This is a genomic window from Pseudonocardia sp. TRM90224, assembly GCF_021245725.1.
Classification (GTDB): domain Bacteria; phylum Actinomycetota; class Actinomycetes; order Mycobacteriales; family Pseudonocardiaceae; genus Pseudonocardia.
On the sequence record NZ_JAJGSX010000021.1, the window covers coordinates 84,615 to 99,688 of the forward strand.

General features: G+C 72.1%; 12 protein-coding genes and 1 pseudogene. 10 read left to right on the plus strand and 3 right to left on the minus strand.

The window, feature by feature from the left end:
• The first annotated feature begins 3 nt into the window (after positions 1-3).
• From LL648_RS26240 to LL648_RS26250, 3 genes are read left to right on the plus strand one after another with little or no spacing between them, the layout of a single operon-like run.
• Positions 4-1,116, plus strand: a complete 1,113-nt coding sequence (locus tag LL648_RS26240) for a Gfo/Idh/MocA family protein (RefSeq protein WP_232665453.1) — start codon at positions 4-6, stop codon at positions 1,114-1,116.
• The gene (locus LL648_RS26245; RefSeq protein WP_232665397.1) at positions 1,113-2,267 is read left to right on the plus strand and encodes a dihydrodipicolinate synthase family protein; all 1,155 of its coding nucleotides are present in this window, start codon (positions 1,113-1,115) and stop codon (positions 2,265-2,267) included. The genes LL648_RS26240 and LL648_RS26245 overlap by 4 nt, the downstream gene beginning before the upstream one ends.
• Complete coding sequence (locus tag LL648_RS26250) at positions 2,264-3,160, plus strand: sugar phosphate isomerase/epimerase family protein (RefSeq protein ID WP_232665398.1); 897 nt, start codon at positions 2,264-2,266, stop codon at positions 3,158-3,160. The genes LL648_RS26245 and LL648_RS26250 overlap by 4 nt, the downstream gene beginning before the upstream one ends.
• Before the next feature lie 97 nt (positions 3,161-3,257).
• Here LL648_RS26250 and LL648_RS26255 read toward each other — a convergent pair whose 3' ends face one another.
• Complete coding sequence (locus LL648_RS26255; RefSeq protein ID WP_232665399.1) at positions 3,258-3,869, minus strand: class I SAM-dependent methyltransferase; 612 nt, start codon at positions 3,867-3,869, stop codon at positions 3,258-3,260.
• 89 nt (positions 3,870-3,958) lie between these two features.
• Between LL648_RS26255 and LL648_RS26260 the strand changes: the two genes are divergently transcribed.
• Together LL648_RS26260 and LL648_RS26265 are read left to right on the plus strand one after the other, a co-directional pair.
• The gene (locus LL648_RS26260) at positions 3,959-4,282 is read left to right on the plus strand and encodes a hypothetical protein (protein WP_232665400.1); all 324 of its coding nucleotides are present in this window, start codon (positions 3,959-3,961) and stop codon (positions 4,280-4,282) included.
• A gap of 49 nt (positions 4,283-4,331) precedes the next feature.
• Positions 4,332-5,294, plus strand: a complete 963-nt coding sequence (locus LL648_RS26265; RefSeq protein ID WP_232665401.1) for an NADPH:quinone oxidoreductase family protein — start codon at positions 4,332-4,334, stop codon at positions 5,292-5,294.
• A gap of 78 nt (positions 5,295-5,372) precedes the next feature.
• Here the strand turns inward: LL648_RS26265 and LL648_RS26270 are convergent, their stop codons facing one another.
• Positions 5,373-7,121, minus strand: coding sequence for a BCCT family transporter (locus LL648_RS26270; RefSeq protein WP_232665402.1), 1,749 nt, complete (start codon positions 7,119-7,121; stop codon positions 5,373-5,375).
• A gap of 260 nt (positions 7,122-7,381) precedes the next feature.
• On the opposite strand from LL648_RS26270, the gene LL648_RS26275 reads away from it, so the two are divergent.
• Genes LL648_RS26275 through LL648_RS26285 form a run of 3 tightly spaced genes read left to right on the plus strand, consistent with a single transcriptional unit; the run spans position 7,382 to position 11,546 of the window.
• On the plus strand, positions 7,382-7,942 hold the full coding sequence (locus tag LL648_RS26275; protein ID WP_232665403.1) for an RNA polymerase sigma factor: 561 nt from the start codon (positions 7,382-7,384) through the stop codon (positions 7,940-7,942).
• Complete coding sequence (locus LL648_RS26280) at positions 7,939-9,198, plus strand: hypothetical protein (protein ID WP_232665404.1); 1,260 nt, start codon at positions 7,939-7,941, stop codon at positions 9,196-9,198. The genes LL648_RS26275 and LL648_RS26280 overlap by 4 nt, the downstream gene beginning before the upstream one ends.
• A gap of 38 nt (positions 9,199-9,236) precedes the next feature.
• Positions 9,237-11,546: a transketolase-like TK C-terminal-containing protein gene (locus LL648_RS26285; RefSeq protein WP_232665405.1), complete on the plus strand. Its 2,310-nt coding sequence runs from the start codon at positions 9,237-9,239 to the stop codon at positions 11,544-11,546.
• A 70-nt stretch (positions 11,547-11,616) separates the two neighbouring features.
• Here the strand turns inward: LL648_RS26285 and LL648_RS26290 are convergent, their stop codons facing one another.
• Positions 11,617-12,525 (minus strand): proteasome assembly chaperone family protein, encoded by a 909-nt coding sequence (locus LL648_RS26290; RefSeq protein ID WP_232665406.1) that lies wholly within the window; start codon positions 12,523-12,525, stop codon positions 11,617-11,619.
• Between the two features lie 137 nt (positions 12,526-12,662).
• On the opposite strand from LL648_RS26290, the gene LL648_RS26295 reads away from it, so the two are divergent.
• Together LL648_RS26295 and LL648_RS26300 are read left to right on the plus strand one after the other, a co-directional pair.
• On the plus strand, positions 12,663-13,967 hold the full coding sequence (locus tag LL648_RS26295) for an MFS transporter (protein WP_232665407.1): 1,305 nt from the start codon (positions 12,663-12,665) through the stop codon (positions 13,965-13,967).
• Positions 13,968-14,106: 139 nt separating this feature from the next.
• Positions 14,107-15,071: pseudogene (locus LL648_RS26300) on the plus strand (nucleotide-binding protein).
• The last annotated feature ends 3 nt before the right edge of the window (positions 15,072-15,074 follow it).

The window sequence follows — 15,074 nt, forward strand, 5'->3', positions numbered from 1 at the left end:
GTCATGAACGGCGTGACCGGGCGGATGGGGTACCGCCAGCACCTGGTCCGCTCCGTGCTCGCGATCCGCGACGAGGGCGGCGTTCTGCGCCCCGACGGCAGCAGGCTGCAGGTCGAACCCGTCATCGTCGGGCGCAGCCGCGAGAAGCTCGCCGACATCGCGCGCCGCCACGACATCGAGGAGTTCCACACCGACCTCGACACCGCCCTCGCCGACGACTCCGCCCAGGTCTACTTCGACTCCCAGGTCACGAGCGAGCGGAAGAAGGCGATCCTCGCCGCGATCGCCGCCGGGAAGCACGTCTTCACCGAGAAGCCGCTCGCGGAGTCCGTCGCGGAGGGGCAGGAGCTCGTCGACGCCGCCCGCGCCGCCGGGATCGTCGACGGCGTGGTGCACGACAAGATCTACCTGCCGGGCCTGATCAAGCTGAAGCGGCTGATCGACTCCGGGTTCTTCGGCCGCATCCTGTCGGTGCGCGGCGAGTTCGGCTACTGGGTGTTCGAGGGCGACCTGATCCCGGCGCAGCGGCCGAGCTGGAACTACCGCGCCCAGGACGGCGGCGGGATGGTCCTGGACATGTACTGCCACTGGAACTACGTGCTGGAGCACCTGTTCGGGGGTGTGCAGGCCGTCATGACCAAGGCCGTCACGCACATCCCGACCCGGTGGGACGAGCAGGGCAACGCATACGACGCGACCGCCGACGACGCCGCGTACGGGATCTTCGAGCTGGCGGGCGGGGTCATCGCCCAGATCAACTCGTCGTGGGCGGTGCGGGTGGACCGCAAGGAGCTGGTGGAGTTCCAGGTCGACGGCACGCACGGCTCCGCCGTCGCCGGGCTGTTCGGCTGCCGCATCCAGCCTCGGGTGCGCACCCCGAAGCCCGTGTGGAACCCGGACGTGCCGACCGACCAGGACTTCCGCGGGCAGTGGGAGCAGGTGCCCGACAACCAGGAGTTCGGCAACGGGTTCCGCGCGCAGTGGGAGCAGTACCTCCTCGACGTCGACGCCGGCCGGCCGCACCCGTACGACTTCGCGAGCGGCGTGCGCGGGCTGAAGCTCGTCGACGCCGCGCTGCGCTCGTCGGCCGAGGGCAAGCGGGTGGAGCTGGCGTGAATGCCGTCGACGTTCCTGCCCCCGGCGGCTGGCAGCGGGTCGAGCTCGCCGAGCCGCGGGCGTGGGTGCAGCACCCGCAGCCCTACCGCGAGCGGGTCGCGTTCGCCGCCGCGCACGTCGTCGCCGATCCGCTCGGCGAGAACGTGCCCGGTGCGCCCGCGGCCGTCGACTGGGACGCGACGCTCGCGTTCCGCAGGCACCTGTTCACCTACGGCCTGGGTGTCGCGGAGGCGATGGACACCGCCCAGCGCAACATGGGCCTCGACTGGGCCGCGGTGCAGGAGCTGGTGGCGCGCAGCGCGAAGCAGGCGGCCGAGTCCGGCGCGCGCATCGCGTCCGGTGCGGGCACCGATCACCGCACCGACCTCACGACCGTCGACGACGTCATCGACGCCTACACCGAGCAGATCGAGTTCGTCGAGTCGACCGGCTCGCAGGTGATCATCATGGCGTCGCGGCAACTGGCCGCCGTCGCGAAGGGCCCCGACGACTACCTGCGGGTGTGCGGCGAGCTGCTGCGGCAGGTGCGCGAGCCGGTGATCCTGCACTGGCTCGGCGAGGTCTTCGACCCGCAGCTGCGCGGCTACTGGGGCTCCGCCGACGTCGCCGCTGCCACGGAGACGTTCCTGCAGGTCGTGCGGGAGCACGCGGCGAAGGTCGACGGGGTGAAGGTGTCGCTGCTCTCCGCGGAGCACGAGATCGGGCTGCGGGCCGCGCTGCCGGCCGGCGTGCGCCTCTACACCGGCGACGACTTCAACTACCCCGAGCTGATCCGCGGCGACGGCACGCACCACTCCGACGCGCTGCTGGGTGCGTTCGCGGCGATCGCGCCGGCGGCGTCGGCCGCGCTGGCCGCGCTCGACGACGGCGACCTCGACCGGTACGACGCTGAGTTCGCGCCGACGCTGGAGCTCTCGCGCCACGTCTTCGCCGCTCCGACGTTCCACTACAAGACCGGGATCGCGTTCCTGGCGTGGCTCGCCGGGCACCAGCCGGGGTTCACGATGGTCGGCGGGATGCAGTCGGCCCGTTCACCCGTGCACCTGGGGCGGCTGTTCGTGCTCGCCAACGCGGCCCGGCTGTTCCCCGACCCCGAGCTGGCCGCGGCCCGGATGCGGTCGCTGCTCGCCGTCGCGGGGCTCACGCCGTGACGGCCGTTCTCGACGTCCCCAGCGGCGCGCAGCCGCGGGTCCCGACGCCATCGCCCGGTGACCCGCGGCTCGCCCGCCTCTCCCTCAACCAGCGCACCACCGCCAACTGGTCGCTGCGGGAGGCGATCGACGGCGCCGTCGCGGCCGGGATCGGCGCGATCGGGCTCTGGCGCGAGCCGGTTGCCGAGGTCGGGGTGGAGCAGGCGCGGCGCTGGGTCGACGACGCCGGCCTGCGGGTCTCGTCGCTGTGCCGCGGCGGGTTCTTCACCGCGTCCGACCCCGACGAGCGGACCAGCGCGCACGCGGACAACGTCGCCGCGATCGACGAGGCCGCCGGCCTGGGCACCCGCGCGCTCGTGCTCGTGCCGGGCGGGCTCCCGGCGGGCGACCGCGACCTCGTCGCGGCCCGGCAGCGGGCGCTCGACGCGATCGGCGCGCTCGTGCCGCACGCCGTCGAGCGGGGGGTCACGCTCGGCATCGAGCCGATGAACCCGATCTACGCGGCCGACCGCGGTGTGGTTTCGACGCTCGCGCAGGCGCTGGAGATGGCCGCTGGGTTCGCGCCCCACGAGGTCGGCGTCATCGCCGACACGTACCACCTGTGGTGGGAGCCGGGCGTGCACGAGCTGCTCGCCGGCGCGGGGGAGCGGATCATCAGCTACCAGGTGTGCGACTGGATCACCCCGCTGCCGGCCGACACCCTCCTCGCGCGCGGGATGATGGGCGACGGGCACGTCGACTTCACTGCCTTCACCCGAGCGATGGCGGCGTCGGGGTACACCGGCGACGTGGAGGTGGAGATCTTCCACGCCGACATCTGGGCCGCCCCCGGCGCCGACGTCGTCGCCACCCTCGCCCGCCGGTACGTGGAGCTGGTCGAACCCCACCTCTAGCCGCGCCCTCGCGCGCCCGGCTTGTGCCTGGAAAGCCACTTTCCCGGCGCCACACGCCTGGAAGGCCACTTTCCAGGCACTCCCCGGCGGCCGGGCGCTACGTCCGGGACGTGGGCTGCGGCTTGCGCGCCTCGTAGACGACGGCGGGCGGCAGGTTGCGCCACACCGGCCGGCTGATCACGACGTCGGCGAAGTGGGCGCGCAGGTCGGCCAGCTGCCGCCGGGCCGGCGGTGCCCAGCGCGTCCAGGTGTAGGCGAACTGCGTGAACACCCCGGTGGGCGCGAGCACGTCGGTGATGACGGTGTGCAGCGGGCGTCCGCCGGGCGAGGGCACGTACGCCACCCACGGCAGCCCGCTCACTACGGCATCGACGGACGTGACGCCGCGGTCGGCGAGGATCGTCGCGAGGTCGCGGACGTCGCCGAGCACCACGTCGACGCCCGGGTGGCGCTCCCGGAGCAGCTCGGCCCACCCCGGGTGCAGCTCGACGGCGATGTGCCGGCACCGCCCGCCGGTGTGGCGCTGGATCGCCTCGGTGAACGCGCCGGTGCCCGGCCCGAGCTCGACCACCACCGGTTCGCCGGCGGCGGGGAGGGGACCGGTCATCGCCGCGGCGAGCGTGGGGGAGCTGGGCGCCACGGCGGCGGTGTGCAGCGGATCTTTGACGAACTCGCGCAAGAACAGGCCGGTGTCCGCGAGGCGCGACATAGGGCGGACCGTAACGGGGTGGGGTTCCGTGATCGCCGCGTTCCACATACGGTCACAGGTGACGATCGTCACGTGAGGGGACCACCACATTGCACCCGCACCGGCTCCAGCAGCTCGTCGCCACCGTTCCCGATGGCCTCAGCCCTGAGCAGCGCGCCCGCCTCTACTCGCACGTCGACAGCTCCGACGCCTGTCGCATCCGGATCGACCGCACCCGCGACGAGCTGCGCGACCTGCTCGACGGCGGCGCCGCGAAGGACGAGCAGGCGGCGTCGCGCTCGGTGGACCTGGCGTGCGAGCTGGACGTGCTCGAACGCGTCCAGCAGCGGCTCGACGGCTGGCTGATGGCGCTGGTGGAGGAGCTCACCCAGGCGCCGCGGGTCATCCAGTACGACGACGGAGTTCCCGCCTGACCGTTCCCCGGGTGAGGATGGGCCCCTCTCGTCGAGCAAAGGGGCTGATGTGCGCGCTGTGCAGGTTGTGCGGTTGGACGGGCCGTCCGCTGTGGAGATCCGGGACGTCCCGGAACCGACGCGGGGCGCCGATCAGGTTCTGGTCGACGTGAAGGCAGCGGGCGTCAACTTCCCCGACGTCCTGCAGAGCAAAGGCCTCTACCAGTACAAGCCGGACACACCGTTCACGCTCGGCTCGGAGGCTGCCGGGGTGGTGCGCGAGGCACCGGAGGGTTCCGAGCTGCGGCCGGGCGACCGGGTGGCCGCCTTCCCGGGTGGGAGCGCGTTCGCCGAGGTCGTCGCGGTGCCGGCCGCCAACGTGCTCCCGCTGCCCGACGAGGTCGGGTTCGCCGCAGGGGCCTGCCTCCCGATGAACTACCTCACCGCGCACTTCGCGCTGCTCACCCGCGGACACCTGCGCGAGGGGCAGACCGTGCTGGTGCACGGCGCGGCCGGCGGCGTCGGGACGGCGACGGTGCAGCTGGCCGGGGCGCTCGGCGCGCGGGTGGTCGCCGTGGTGTCGACGCAGGAGAAGGGCGAGGTGGCGCGCACGGTGGGCGCGACCGACGTCGTGCTCGCCGACGGCTTCCGCGACACCGTCAAGGAGTTGCTCCCGGGCGGGGTGGACATGGTGGTCGACCCGGTCGGCGGCGACCGCTTCACCGATTCGCTGCGCTGCCTCGCGCCCGAGGGCCGGCTGCTGGTCGTCGGCTTCACCGCGGGCGAGATCCCCACCGTGAAGGTCAACCGGCTGCTGCTGAACAACATCGACGTCGTCGGCGTCGGATGGGGCGCCTTCGCGCTGCGCCGGGCGGGCTTCATCCACCAGCAGTGGGACGAGCTGCTCCCGCACCTGCGGGCGGGCAGGCTCGACCCGCTGATCAGCGAGACGTTCCCGCTGGAGAAGGCCGCGGAAGCGCTGGCCCGCATCGACGAGCGCGCGGTCACCGGCAAGGTCGTGCTGGAGCCTTAGAAGGGGCCCAGAACGACGTCATGGCTGCCCCGATGCCTACTGGGCAGCCATGACGTCGACGCGCGATCAGTCGTGCGATTAGTTCTTGGGTGGCGGGTCAGCCTCGGAGTGCGGCTTCACCGGCATGAAGAACTCGTCGCCGTACTTCTGCGTGCCGAACTCCACCGCCCGCTCGACGGCCAGGGCGGAGCGCCGGTCCCTGCGCATCATCGGGTCGTTGCGCAGGTCCTTGGCCAGCGCGACGCACAGCACGACCATCACGATCGCGAACGGCGCGGCCATGATGATCGTGATGTCCCGGATGCCCTTGAGCGCCTCGTCCTGTCCCGCTCCGACGAGGAGCATGATCGCGGCGATCGCGCCCATCACGACGCCCCAGAACACGACGACCCACCGGCTCGGCAGGATCGAGCCGCGCTCCGACAGTGTGCCCATGACCACCGACGCGGCGTCGGCGCCCGAGACGAAGAAGATCGCAACGAGGACCATGGCGATCACGCTGAGCACACCACTGAGCGGCATCGTGTTCAGCAGCCCGAAGAGCTGGCCCTCCGTGCTCTGCGCCGCGAGGTCGGTCCCGGAGCGCTGCAGGTTGATCGCGGCGCCGCCGAAGATCGCGAACCAGATCAGGCTGACCGCGCTCGGGATGAGCAGCACCCCCACGACGAACTGCTTGATCGTGCGGCCGCGGCTGATCCGGGCGATGAACATGCCGACGAACGGCGTCCACGAGATCCACCACGCCCAGTAGAAGACGGTCCAGCCGGAGAGCCACTCCGCCGTCGCGTCGCCGCCGCTGGCCGCGGTGCGCGCGGCCATCTGCGCGAGGTTGCCGAAGTAGTCGCCGATGGCGGTCGGGATGAGGTTGAGGATCAGCACGGTCGGCCCGCCGACGAACACGACCAGCGCGAGCACACCCGCCAGCACCATGTTGATGTTGGAGAGCCACTGGATGCCCTTGGCGACACCGGTGACGGCCGAGCACACGAACGCGATCGTCAGCACCACGATGATCACGACGAGGAGCACCTCGCCGACCGCGGACACCCCGTTGAGCTTGAGGCCCGCGCCGATCTGCAGCGCCCCGAGCCCGAGCGACGCGGCCGAGCCGAACAGCGTCGCGAAGATCGCGAGGATGTCGACCGCCTTGCCGAACGCGCCTTCGGTGTGCCGCTCGCCCAGCAGCGGTGCGAAGGCCGAGCTGATCAGCTGGCGCCGCCCGCGGCGGAACGTGCTGTAGGCGATGGCCAGCCCGACCACGGCGTAGATCGCCCAGGGATGCAGTGTCCAGTGGAAGAGCGTCGTCGCCATCGCGACGTCGAGCGCTTCGGGGTCACCGGCGGCGACGGTGCCGGGCGGCGGGCTCGCGAAGTGCGAGAGCGGCTCGCTCACGCCGTAGAACATGAGGCCGATGCCCATCCCGGCGCTGAACATCATCGCGATCCAGGAGACCGTGCGGAACTCCGGCGCCTCGTCGTCGGCGCCCAACGGGATGCGGCCCTGCTTGCTGAACGCCAGCCACAGCGCGAAGACGACGAAACCGGAAGCGGTGAGCACGAACGCCCATCCGCCCGCGCTCATGACGCCGGCCAACACGGCGGAGGACACGGCGCTGAGCGTGCTGGTGGACAACGCACCCCAGAGGATGAACGCAACGACCAGCGCCGCGGCGATGCCGAAGATCCACCGGTCGAGTGGGTGCTGCTGCTCAGCGGTGGTCGAGCGTGGCAGTGCGCTCTCGGACGGCGCGCTGTCGGAGGGTGTGCTGCCCGGAGGTGCCGCATCGGATGCCGGTGCGGTGCCTTCGGGCTTCTCGTGGACGGTCATGCTGGCGGCGCCCGGCTGTCGGCGGCGCCTCCCCCCTCCCGCGTTCGGAGGCCGGGCGCAGCGCTGCTCCCGGCCTGTCGGTGGTGGCTGGCCTCGTAACGGGGGCCACGATCCGACGGCCGGGTTGCCCCGTCAACTCGAGGCGTCGAGTTCAACCATGTCGTTACCGTTTGTCTCGTACTGCGCAACACGAACGAGTGCAACGGAAGGTGCACTGCTGGACATAGCGGGGTATGACGACGAGCGAGGGGGCCGTTCGATTGCCTGCACCGCCGGGTGAGGCCGAGCTGTGGGCCGCTGCGCAACGGGGGGACCGCGCCGCGTTCACCGCTCTGTACCACCAGCACGCCGCGGCGGTGTGGAGCCAGGCCTACCGGTTGACCGTGACGCTCCCGGCCGCGGAGGACGTGCTGGCCGCGACCTTCCTCACGGCGTGGCGCCGCCGAGGTGACGTGCGGCTGGTCGACGGGACGGCGTTGCCGTGGCTGCTGACGGTCGCGAGCAACGAGGCCCGCACCGACTGGCGCCGCACCACCCGGCACAAACGGCTGAAGCTGCGGGTCGGGCCGCCGCCCGACGTGAGCGACCACGCGGACACCGTCGTGGCCTCGCTGGACGACCGCAGGCGGTTGCACCAGGTCATCGCCGCGATCGCCGAGCTGCCGACCGGCCAGCGTGAGGCCGTCGCGTTGTGCCTGGTGGCGGAGGTGTCGCACGCCGACGCCGCCAGGGCGCTCGGCATCAGCGAGGTGACCTTGCGGTCCCGCATCCACCGCGCCCGTACCCGGCTGCGCACGCTGCTCCCGGAGGAGGTCCGATGAACGAGCTCGACCTGCCGCCCGCCCCGCCGTTGCCGGCCGAGGTGCGGGAGCGCGCGCTGCAGACGGTGTTGGCCGGGCTGGACGCACCGCCTCGGCAGCGGCGTCCCTTTCTCCTCGCCGCGGCCGCGGCGGCGGTGGTCGTCACGCTGTTGGTGACGACGACGTTCGCGCTGTCCGGCTTCGGGCCGGGTGAGCGCCCGCCGCCGCGGGTCGCGTCCATCCCGCACGGGATCGTGGGGTGGCCGCTCAGCGACGGCTCCGACAAGTCCTTCGTCGACCGGTGCGGGAACGCCGTCGAGCACAGCGACCAGTCGCAGTTCTACGGGCCACCCGACGAGTGGAAGGTCACGTCGGCGGTCGGCACGGGTGCGCTGGAGACCGACGTGATCATCGACGACTTCTTCGCCTGCCTGCTGACGCCGGGCGCGACGATCTTCTCTGAGAACATCGCGTCCGCCTCGGCCGGAACGCCGATCCCCGGCAACGTTTCTGTGACCCGGATGGCGCCCGGCAAGCTCGTGTTCCTCAACCCCGACGACCGCAGGTTGATCGTCGGTCCGCGGTCGAATCCCGACAAGGCGTCGGAGATCAAGGACGCCAACGTCGCGTTCTACGACATCAACGACGATGAGGCTCCCGAGATGATCCAGGTGCAGGTCATCGACCGCCGGACCGGCGAGACCCTGTACGACGGACCGCTTCCCGAGCCCGAGGACGCTACGCGGTACGTCGACCGCGAGCTTCCGAAGCGGACGGGGTCACCGGACGACGCGGTGCTGGACGCCTGTATCGCCAAGGCTCCGACCCACGTCTTCAGCGATCCCGGATCGTGGGTGCCGTTCGGCCGCCACGAGATCGAGGGCGCCCCGCCGCTGCTCATCGCGCGGGTCGGCGACGTCGGAGTGGGTTTCTGCGAGCTGGATCCGCCGGCGACCGACCTCCCGGACTACTACCGGGCGTTCGACGGGTTCCCGCTGCCGCCGCTGGACGATCCGACCCGGGCGAAGATGGTGAGGTGGGCACACCCCACCGGGCCCGATCCCTTCGCGATCATCCGGATTCCGCCGAAGGTCGTGCGGGCGGAGATGCTCGCGACACCTGAGAACGGCGAGCCGCGGACCGTGGAGTGCAGCGTGCTTGACGACCTGGCCGTCTGCTCGATGGACCGGCCGCCGGAATCGGACAACGTCTACAGGTACACCTACACGACCTACGAGTCGATGGACCCCCAGTCGCCTGGCCTCAGTGTCGAGTGAGGTTGTGCTCGCCGCCCGGTGGGTGATGCAGTTGCGGCATGACCGAGCTCGACACGAAACCCGCCGGCACGGCGGAGGCGCTGCGCGCGATCGAGCAGCGCGTGCTGTGGCTGGCCACGGCGATCGTGCACCACGCCAACCGGGTGCGGCCCAACGAGAGCGGGTTGAAGGTCGGCGGGCACCAGGCGTCGAGCGCGTCGATGGTGACGATCATGACGGCCTTGTGGTTCGAGCACCTGCGCAGCGCCGACCGGGTCTCGGTGAAGCCGCACGCGTCGCCGGTGCTGCACGCGATCAACCACCTGCTGGGTGAGCTCGACGAGCGTTATCTCACGACGTTGCGCGAGTTCGGCGGCCTGCAGAGCTACCCGAGCCGGTCGAAGGACCCCGACCCCGTCGACTACTCGACGGGCTCGGTCGGGATCGGTGCGACGGCGCCGATCTGGGGAGCGCTCGCCCGTCGCTACACCTCGTCGATAGCGCCCGAGGTCGGGACGGGCCGGCAGTACTCGCTCGTCGGCGACGCCGAGCTGGACGAGGGCGCGTGCTGGGAGGCCGTGCTCGACCCGATGGTGGGCGAGCTGGGGGAGGTCGTCTGGATCGTCGACCTGAACCGGCAGTCGCTCGACAGGGTCGTGCCCAACATCGGCGCCACCCGCCTGCAGGGCATGTTCGCCGCCGCGGGCTGGCAGGTGCTCACCGTCAAGTACGGGCGCCTGCTGGAGGAGCTCTTCACCCGGCCGGGCGGCGCCGCGCTGCGTACGCGCATCGACGAGATGCCCAACCCGGAGTACCAGCGGCTGCTGCGCTGCACGCCCGCGCAGCTGCGCGAGCGGCTGCCGGGGGAGAGCGCCGAGCTGGCCACGCTGATCGCCGAGCTCGACGACGCCACGCTGCACGCCGCGGTGCGCAACCTCGGCGGGCACGACCTCGGCGCCCTGCGCGACGCCCTGACCTCGATCGACGACACCCGGCCGACGGTGATCTTCGCCTACACGGTGAAGGGGTACGGGCTGGCCAGCGAGGGGCACCCGCAGAACCACTCGTCGCTGCTCACGAACGAGCAGCTGGTGCAGCTGGCCGAGCGGGTCGGCGCCGACGTCGACGCGCCGTGGGCGCCGCTGCCGGCCGACTCACCTGCGGCGCGGCTGTGCGAGGAGGTGGCGCAGCGGCTGCGCAGGACGCCGTTCGCGGCGGCGCCCGTGCCCGAGCTGCCGGTGGACATCGGCCGCACGCCGTCGGGGACGGCGACCACGCAGGCCGCGTTGGGCCGCGCGCTGCTCGACCTCACCCGCGCCGCACCGGACGCCGCCCGCAGGGTGGTCACGTTGTGCCCGGACGTCAGCTCGTCGACCAACCTCGGCGGCTGGGTGAACAAGGTGGGCGTGTGGGCGGCGCGCGAGCAGGTCGACTGGTTCGCCGACGACCCCGAGACGATCCTGCACTGGCGCGAGCGCCCGAGCGGCCAGCACATGGAGCTGGGCATCGCCGAGACGAACCTGGTCGGGCTGCTCGGCGAGCTGGGTGCGACGTGGTCGCGATGGGGGCAGCCGCTGCTGCCCATCGGGGTGCTCTACGACCCGTTCGTCGAGCGCGCGCTGGAGCCGTGGTCGTTCGGGATCTACGCGGGCGGGCAGTCGATCCTCGTCGGCACGCCGTCGGGCGTGTCGTTGGCGCCGGAGGGCGGGGCGCACCAGTCGATCAGCACCCCGTCGGTCGGGCTCGAGCAGCCCGGCTGCACCACGTACGAGCCGGCGTTCGCGATCGACGTGGAGTGGACGCTGCTCGCGTCGTTGGCCCGGCTCGGTCGGCCGGGCGGGACGTCGGCGTACCTGCGTCTTTCGACCCGGCCGGTCGACCAGACCCTCGCCGCCGTGCCCGCCGACCCCGCGGCCCGCGAGCGGCGGCGGCGCCAGGTCGTCGGTGGCGCCTACCCGCTGCGGCGGGCCGACGGTCCACCCGCGCTCACCATCGCGACGATGGGCGCGATGGTCCCGGAGGCGCTCGCCGCCGCCGACCGGCTGGCCGCGGGTGGCACGCCGGCCGACGTCGTGTGCGTGACCAGCCCCGGGCTGGTGTTCGACGCGGTGCAGGCCCGCGGGGGGCGCGGGAGCGGCGACACCTGGATCCTCGACGCCGCGTTCCCCGCCCGCCGCGCGACCCCGCTCGTCACCGTGCTCGACGGGCACCCGCACACGCTCGCGTTCCTCGCGACCGTCAACCAGGTGCGCGCCGCCCACCTCGGCGTCTCGCGCTTCGGGCAGTCGGGCGACCTCGACGACGTCTACCGCCACCACGGCATCGACACCGACAGCATCGTCCGCGCCGGGCTGGACCTGCTCGGCTGAGGCGTCGACAACGACGTTCTGGCTGTTGTGAGCGCTAACAAGCAGCCATTACGTCGTTGTCGATGCAGACCTACCGGTCCTGCTCGTCGTCCTGGTCGGCCAGGAACTTCTCGACCTCGGCGGCGAGCTCGTCGGCGCTGGGCAGCTCGCCGGCGAGGCCGAGCCCGGTGTGCTCGCCGCGGCCGCTCGCGACGGTGTCGTACTGGCGCTCCAGCGCGAGCACGACCTGCCGCACCTCGTCGGACGCCTCGACCTGCTCGGTGATCTCCTCCTCGGCCCGCTCCGCCGCCTTGGACAGCGGCTCGGTCGGGAGGTAGAGGTCGGCCGCGATCCCCACGTGGTCCAGCAGCACCCGCGCGGCCTGCGGGTACTCCGCGCGCGCGAGGTAGTGCGGCACGTGCACGGCGAAGCCCATGGCGTCGTGGCCGCTCTCGCCGAGCCGGAACTCCATGAGCCCCACGGCGCTGCCGGGCACCTCGGCGGTCGCGAACCAGGCCTCGTGGCCCTCGGTCAGCTCCGGCCGCGTGCCGTGCACCGTCACGCCGATCGGGCGGGTGTGCGGCACCGCCATCGGGATCGCCGTCAGGTTGATCACCAGGCGCACCCCGAGCCGGTCGATGATCTGCTCGACGGCCGCGGAGAACCGTTCCCACTGCGTGTCCGGCTCCGGGCCGGTCAGCAGCAGGTACTGGGTCTGCGCGGTGTCGCCGACGGCCACCACGTTCAGCTCGGGCGGGTCGTACGACGCCCAGCGGTCGGTGTCGAACCGCAGCGATGGGCGCCGCGAGCGGTAGTCGATGAGCTGGTCGATGTCGAACCGCGCGACCGTGCGCGGCTCCCGCTCGGCCAGCAGCGACGCCACCGCGAGCCGCGCGGCGTTCCCGGCGTCGACGAATCCGTCGAGCGCCACCAGCAGCACCGGCTGCTCCAGCTCAGGGGCATCGGGTGCCATCTCGTACAGCTCGGCAGGCTCCAGCACTGCGCACCTCCACTTTCCGACGGGACGGATGTCCACGCCCCTTGCGCGCTCCACGTCTCACGTTCCACAGCTCACAACGTGAAACTCCCCGCACAGCATCCCGTTCCGGGTGGGTCTCGCGCACCATGGGGTTCGAGATGAGTCACCTGCACATGAATCGGGCCCAGCGGATGTGGGTGGTGTGGGCCGTCGGGCTGGCGGCCTACCTCGTCGGCGTCATGCACCGCACCTCGTTCGGCGTAGCGGGGCTCGACGCGGCGCAGCGCTTCTCTGCGGGGCCCGCGCTGCTGTCCGGGTTCCTGGTGCTGCAGCTGCTGGTCTACGCGATCCTGCAGGTCCCGGCCGGGGTGCTGCTCGACCGCTTCGGGCCGCGCAAGCTCGTCGTCGCCGGCGCGTTGATCATGGCGAGCGGGCAGGCCCTGCTCGGCCTCGCGACGGGGGTGCCGCTCGCGATCGCCGCGCGTGTGCTCGTCGGTGCAGGCGACGCCTTGACGTTCATCAGCGTTCTCGCCGTCGTGACGGCATGGTTCCCGAGCCGGCGCGTGCCGGTGATGACCCAGCTCACAGGTCTGCTCGGGCAGTTCGGTCAGGTGCTGAGTGCGGTGCCGCTCGCGGCGCTGCTGCACGGGCCCGGCTGGACGACCGCGTTCGTCTCCGCCGCCGCGCTGGGGGTGGCCGCGGCCATCGCCGTGCTCGTCGTGGTGCGCGACCGCCCGCCGGGCGCGCCGGCGCCACCCCGGGCGGCGTCACCCCGCGAGGTGGTCGAGTCGCTCGTCTGCTCGTGGCGGGAGCCGGGCACCCGGCTCGGCCTCTGGACGCACACCGGCACGCAGTTCTCCGGCACCGTGTTCGCGCTGCTGTGGGGTGTGCCTTACCTCGTGGCCGGGCAGGGCTTCAGCACGACGGAGGCCAGCGCGCTGCTGACGATGTTCGTCGTGACAGGGGTTGTCGCCGGACCGCTGTTCGGTGAGTTCACCGCCCGCCATCCGCTCCGGCGTTCGTGGCTGGTGCTGTCGGTGATCACCGTGACCGCGCTGATGTGGACGATCGTGCTGGCCGTGCCGCCGCCCGCGCCGCGGTGGCTGCTGGTGCTGCTCGTGGTCGTGCTGGCGCTGGGCGGCCCCGGCTCGATGATCGGCTTCGACTTCGCCCGCACGTTCAACCCCGGACACCGGCAGGGCACCGCCGTCGGCATCGTCAATGTCGGAGGGTTCGTCGCGTCGCTGCTGGTGGCGCTCGGGGTCGGGATCGTGCTCGGCGCCGTGGGGCCCGGTGGGTACACCCCGGAGTCGTTCCGGGTGGCCTGGACGGTGCAGTACGCGATATGGGCGTTCGGGCTGGCCGGCGTGCTCGTCGCGCGCCGCCGGGCGCGGCGCAAGATGGCTGCGCAGGGTGTGGTCGTCCCGCCGCTGCGCGAGGTGTTGACGCGCCGCCGGCCCTGACGCTCCGCGCTACCCCGATCAGGGCACCGGCCGTCGCAGCCCGTCACACCGCCGGGCCGAGTGGATCACTCGTTGGTGATAACGATTATCATCAGCGCCACGGTTCATTTGGCAGTTCATCGGCCCGGAAGGACACGGCATGCGCATCGCCTTCGTCGGCAAGGGCGGCAGCGGGAAGACGACGTCGGCCGCGGTGTTCAGCCGCTTCGTGGCCGCACTCGGTCGCCCGGTGCTCGCCGTCGACGCCGACATCAACCAGCACCTCGGCCAGGCGCTCGGCGACGAGGGAGCGCCGCCGCGCGCGCTCGGCACCGACCTCGGTTGGCTCAAGGACCACATGCGCGGCACCAACCCGCGTGTTGCATCGGCGGCGTCGATGATCAAGACGACGCCGCCGGGTGCCGGCTCCCGCCTGCTCGACCTCGACCCGTCCGGCGAGCTGCTCTCGCGGTATTCGGCCGTGGCCCCGGGTGGCGTGCGCTACGTCGTCACCGGCGCGTTCGACGAGGCCGACATCGGCGTCTCCTGCTACCACTCCAAGACCGGGGCGGTGGAGCTCTACCTGAACCACCTGCTCGACGGGCCCGGCGAGTACGTGGTGGTCGACATGACCGCGGGCGCGGACGCCTTCGCGTCGGGCCTGTTCACCCGCTTCGACCTGACGGTGCTGGTCAGCGAGCCGACCCGGCGCGGCGTCGGCGTCTACCGGCAGTACGCCGAGCACGCCGCGGGCCACGGCGTCGAGCTGCGGGTGCTGGGCAACAAGGTCAGCGACGACGAGGACGCCGGCTGGTTGCGAGAGCAGGTCGGCGACGCGCTGATCGGCTGCATCGGGACGTCGGCGTGGGTGCGCGCAGCCGAACGCGGCTCCGCGGCTCCCGTCGCCGAGCTGGAGCCGGCCAACCTCGCGGTCCTCGACGCCTGCTCGCCGCGCTCGACGCCCGCGATCGCGACTGGGCCGCTTACCACCGCGGTTCGGTCGCCTTCCACCTGCGCAACGCCGAGGCGTGGGGCAACCGCGCCGTCGGCGCGGACCTCGCCGCGCAGGTCGACCCCGATTTCACGTACCCGGACTTCACGTACGCACCGCCGGTGTGGGCGTGATCA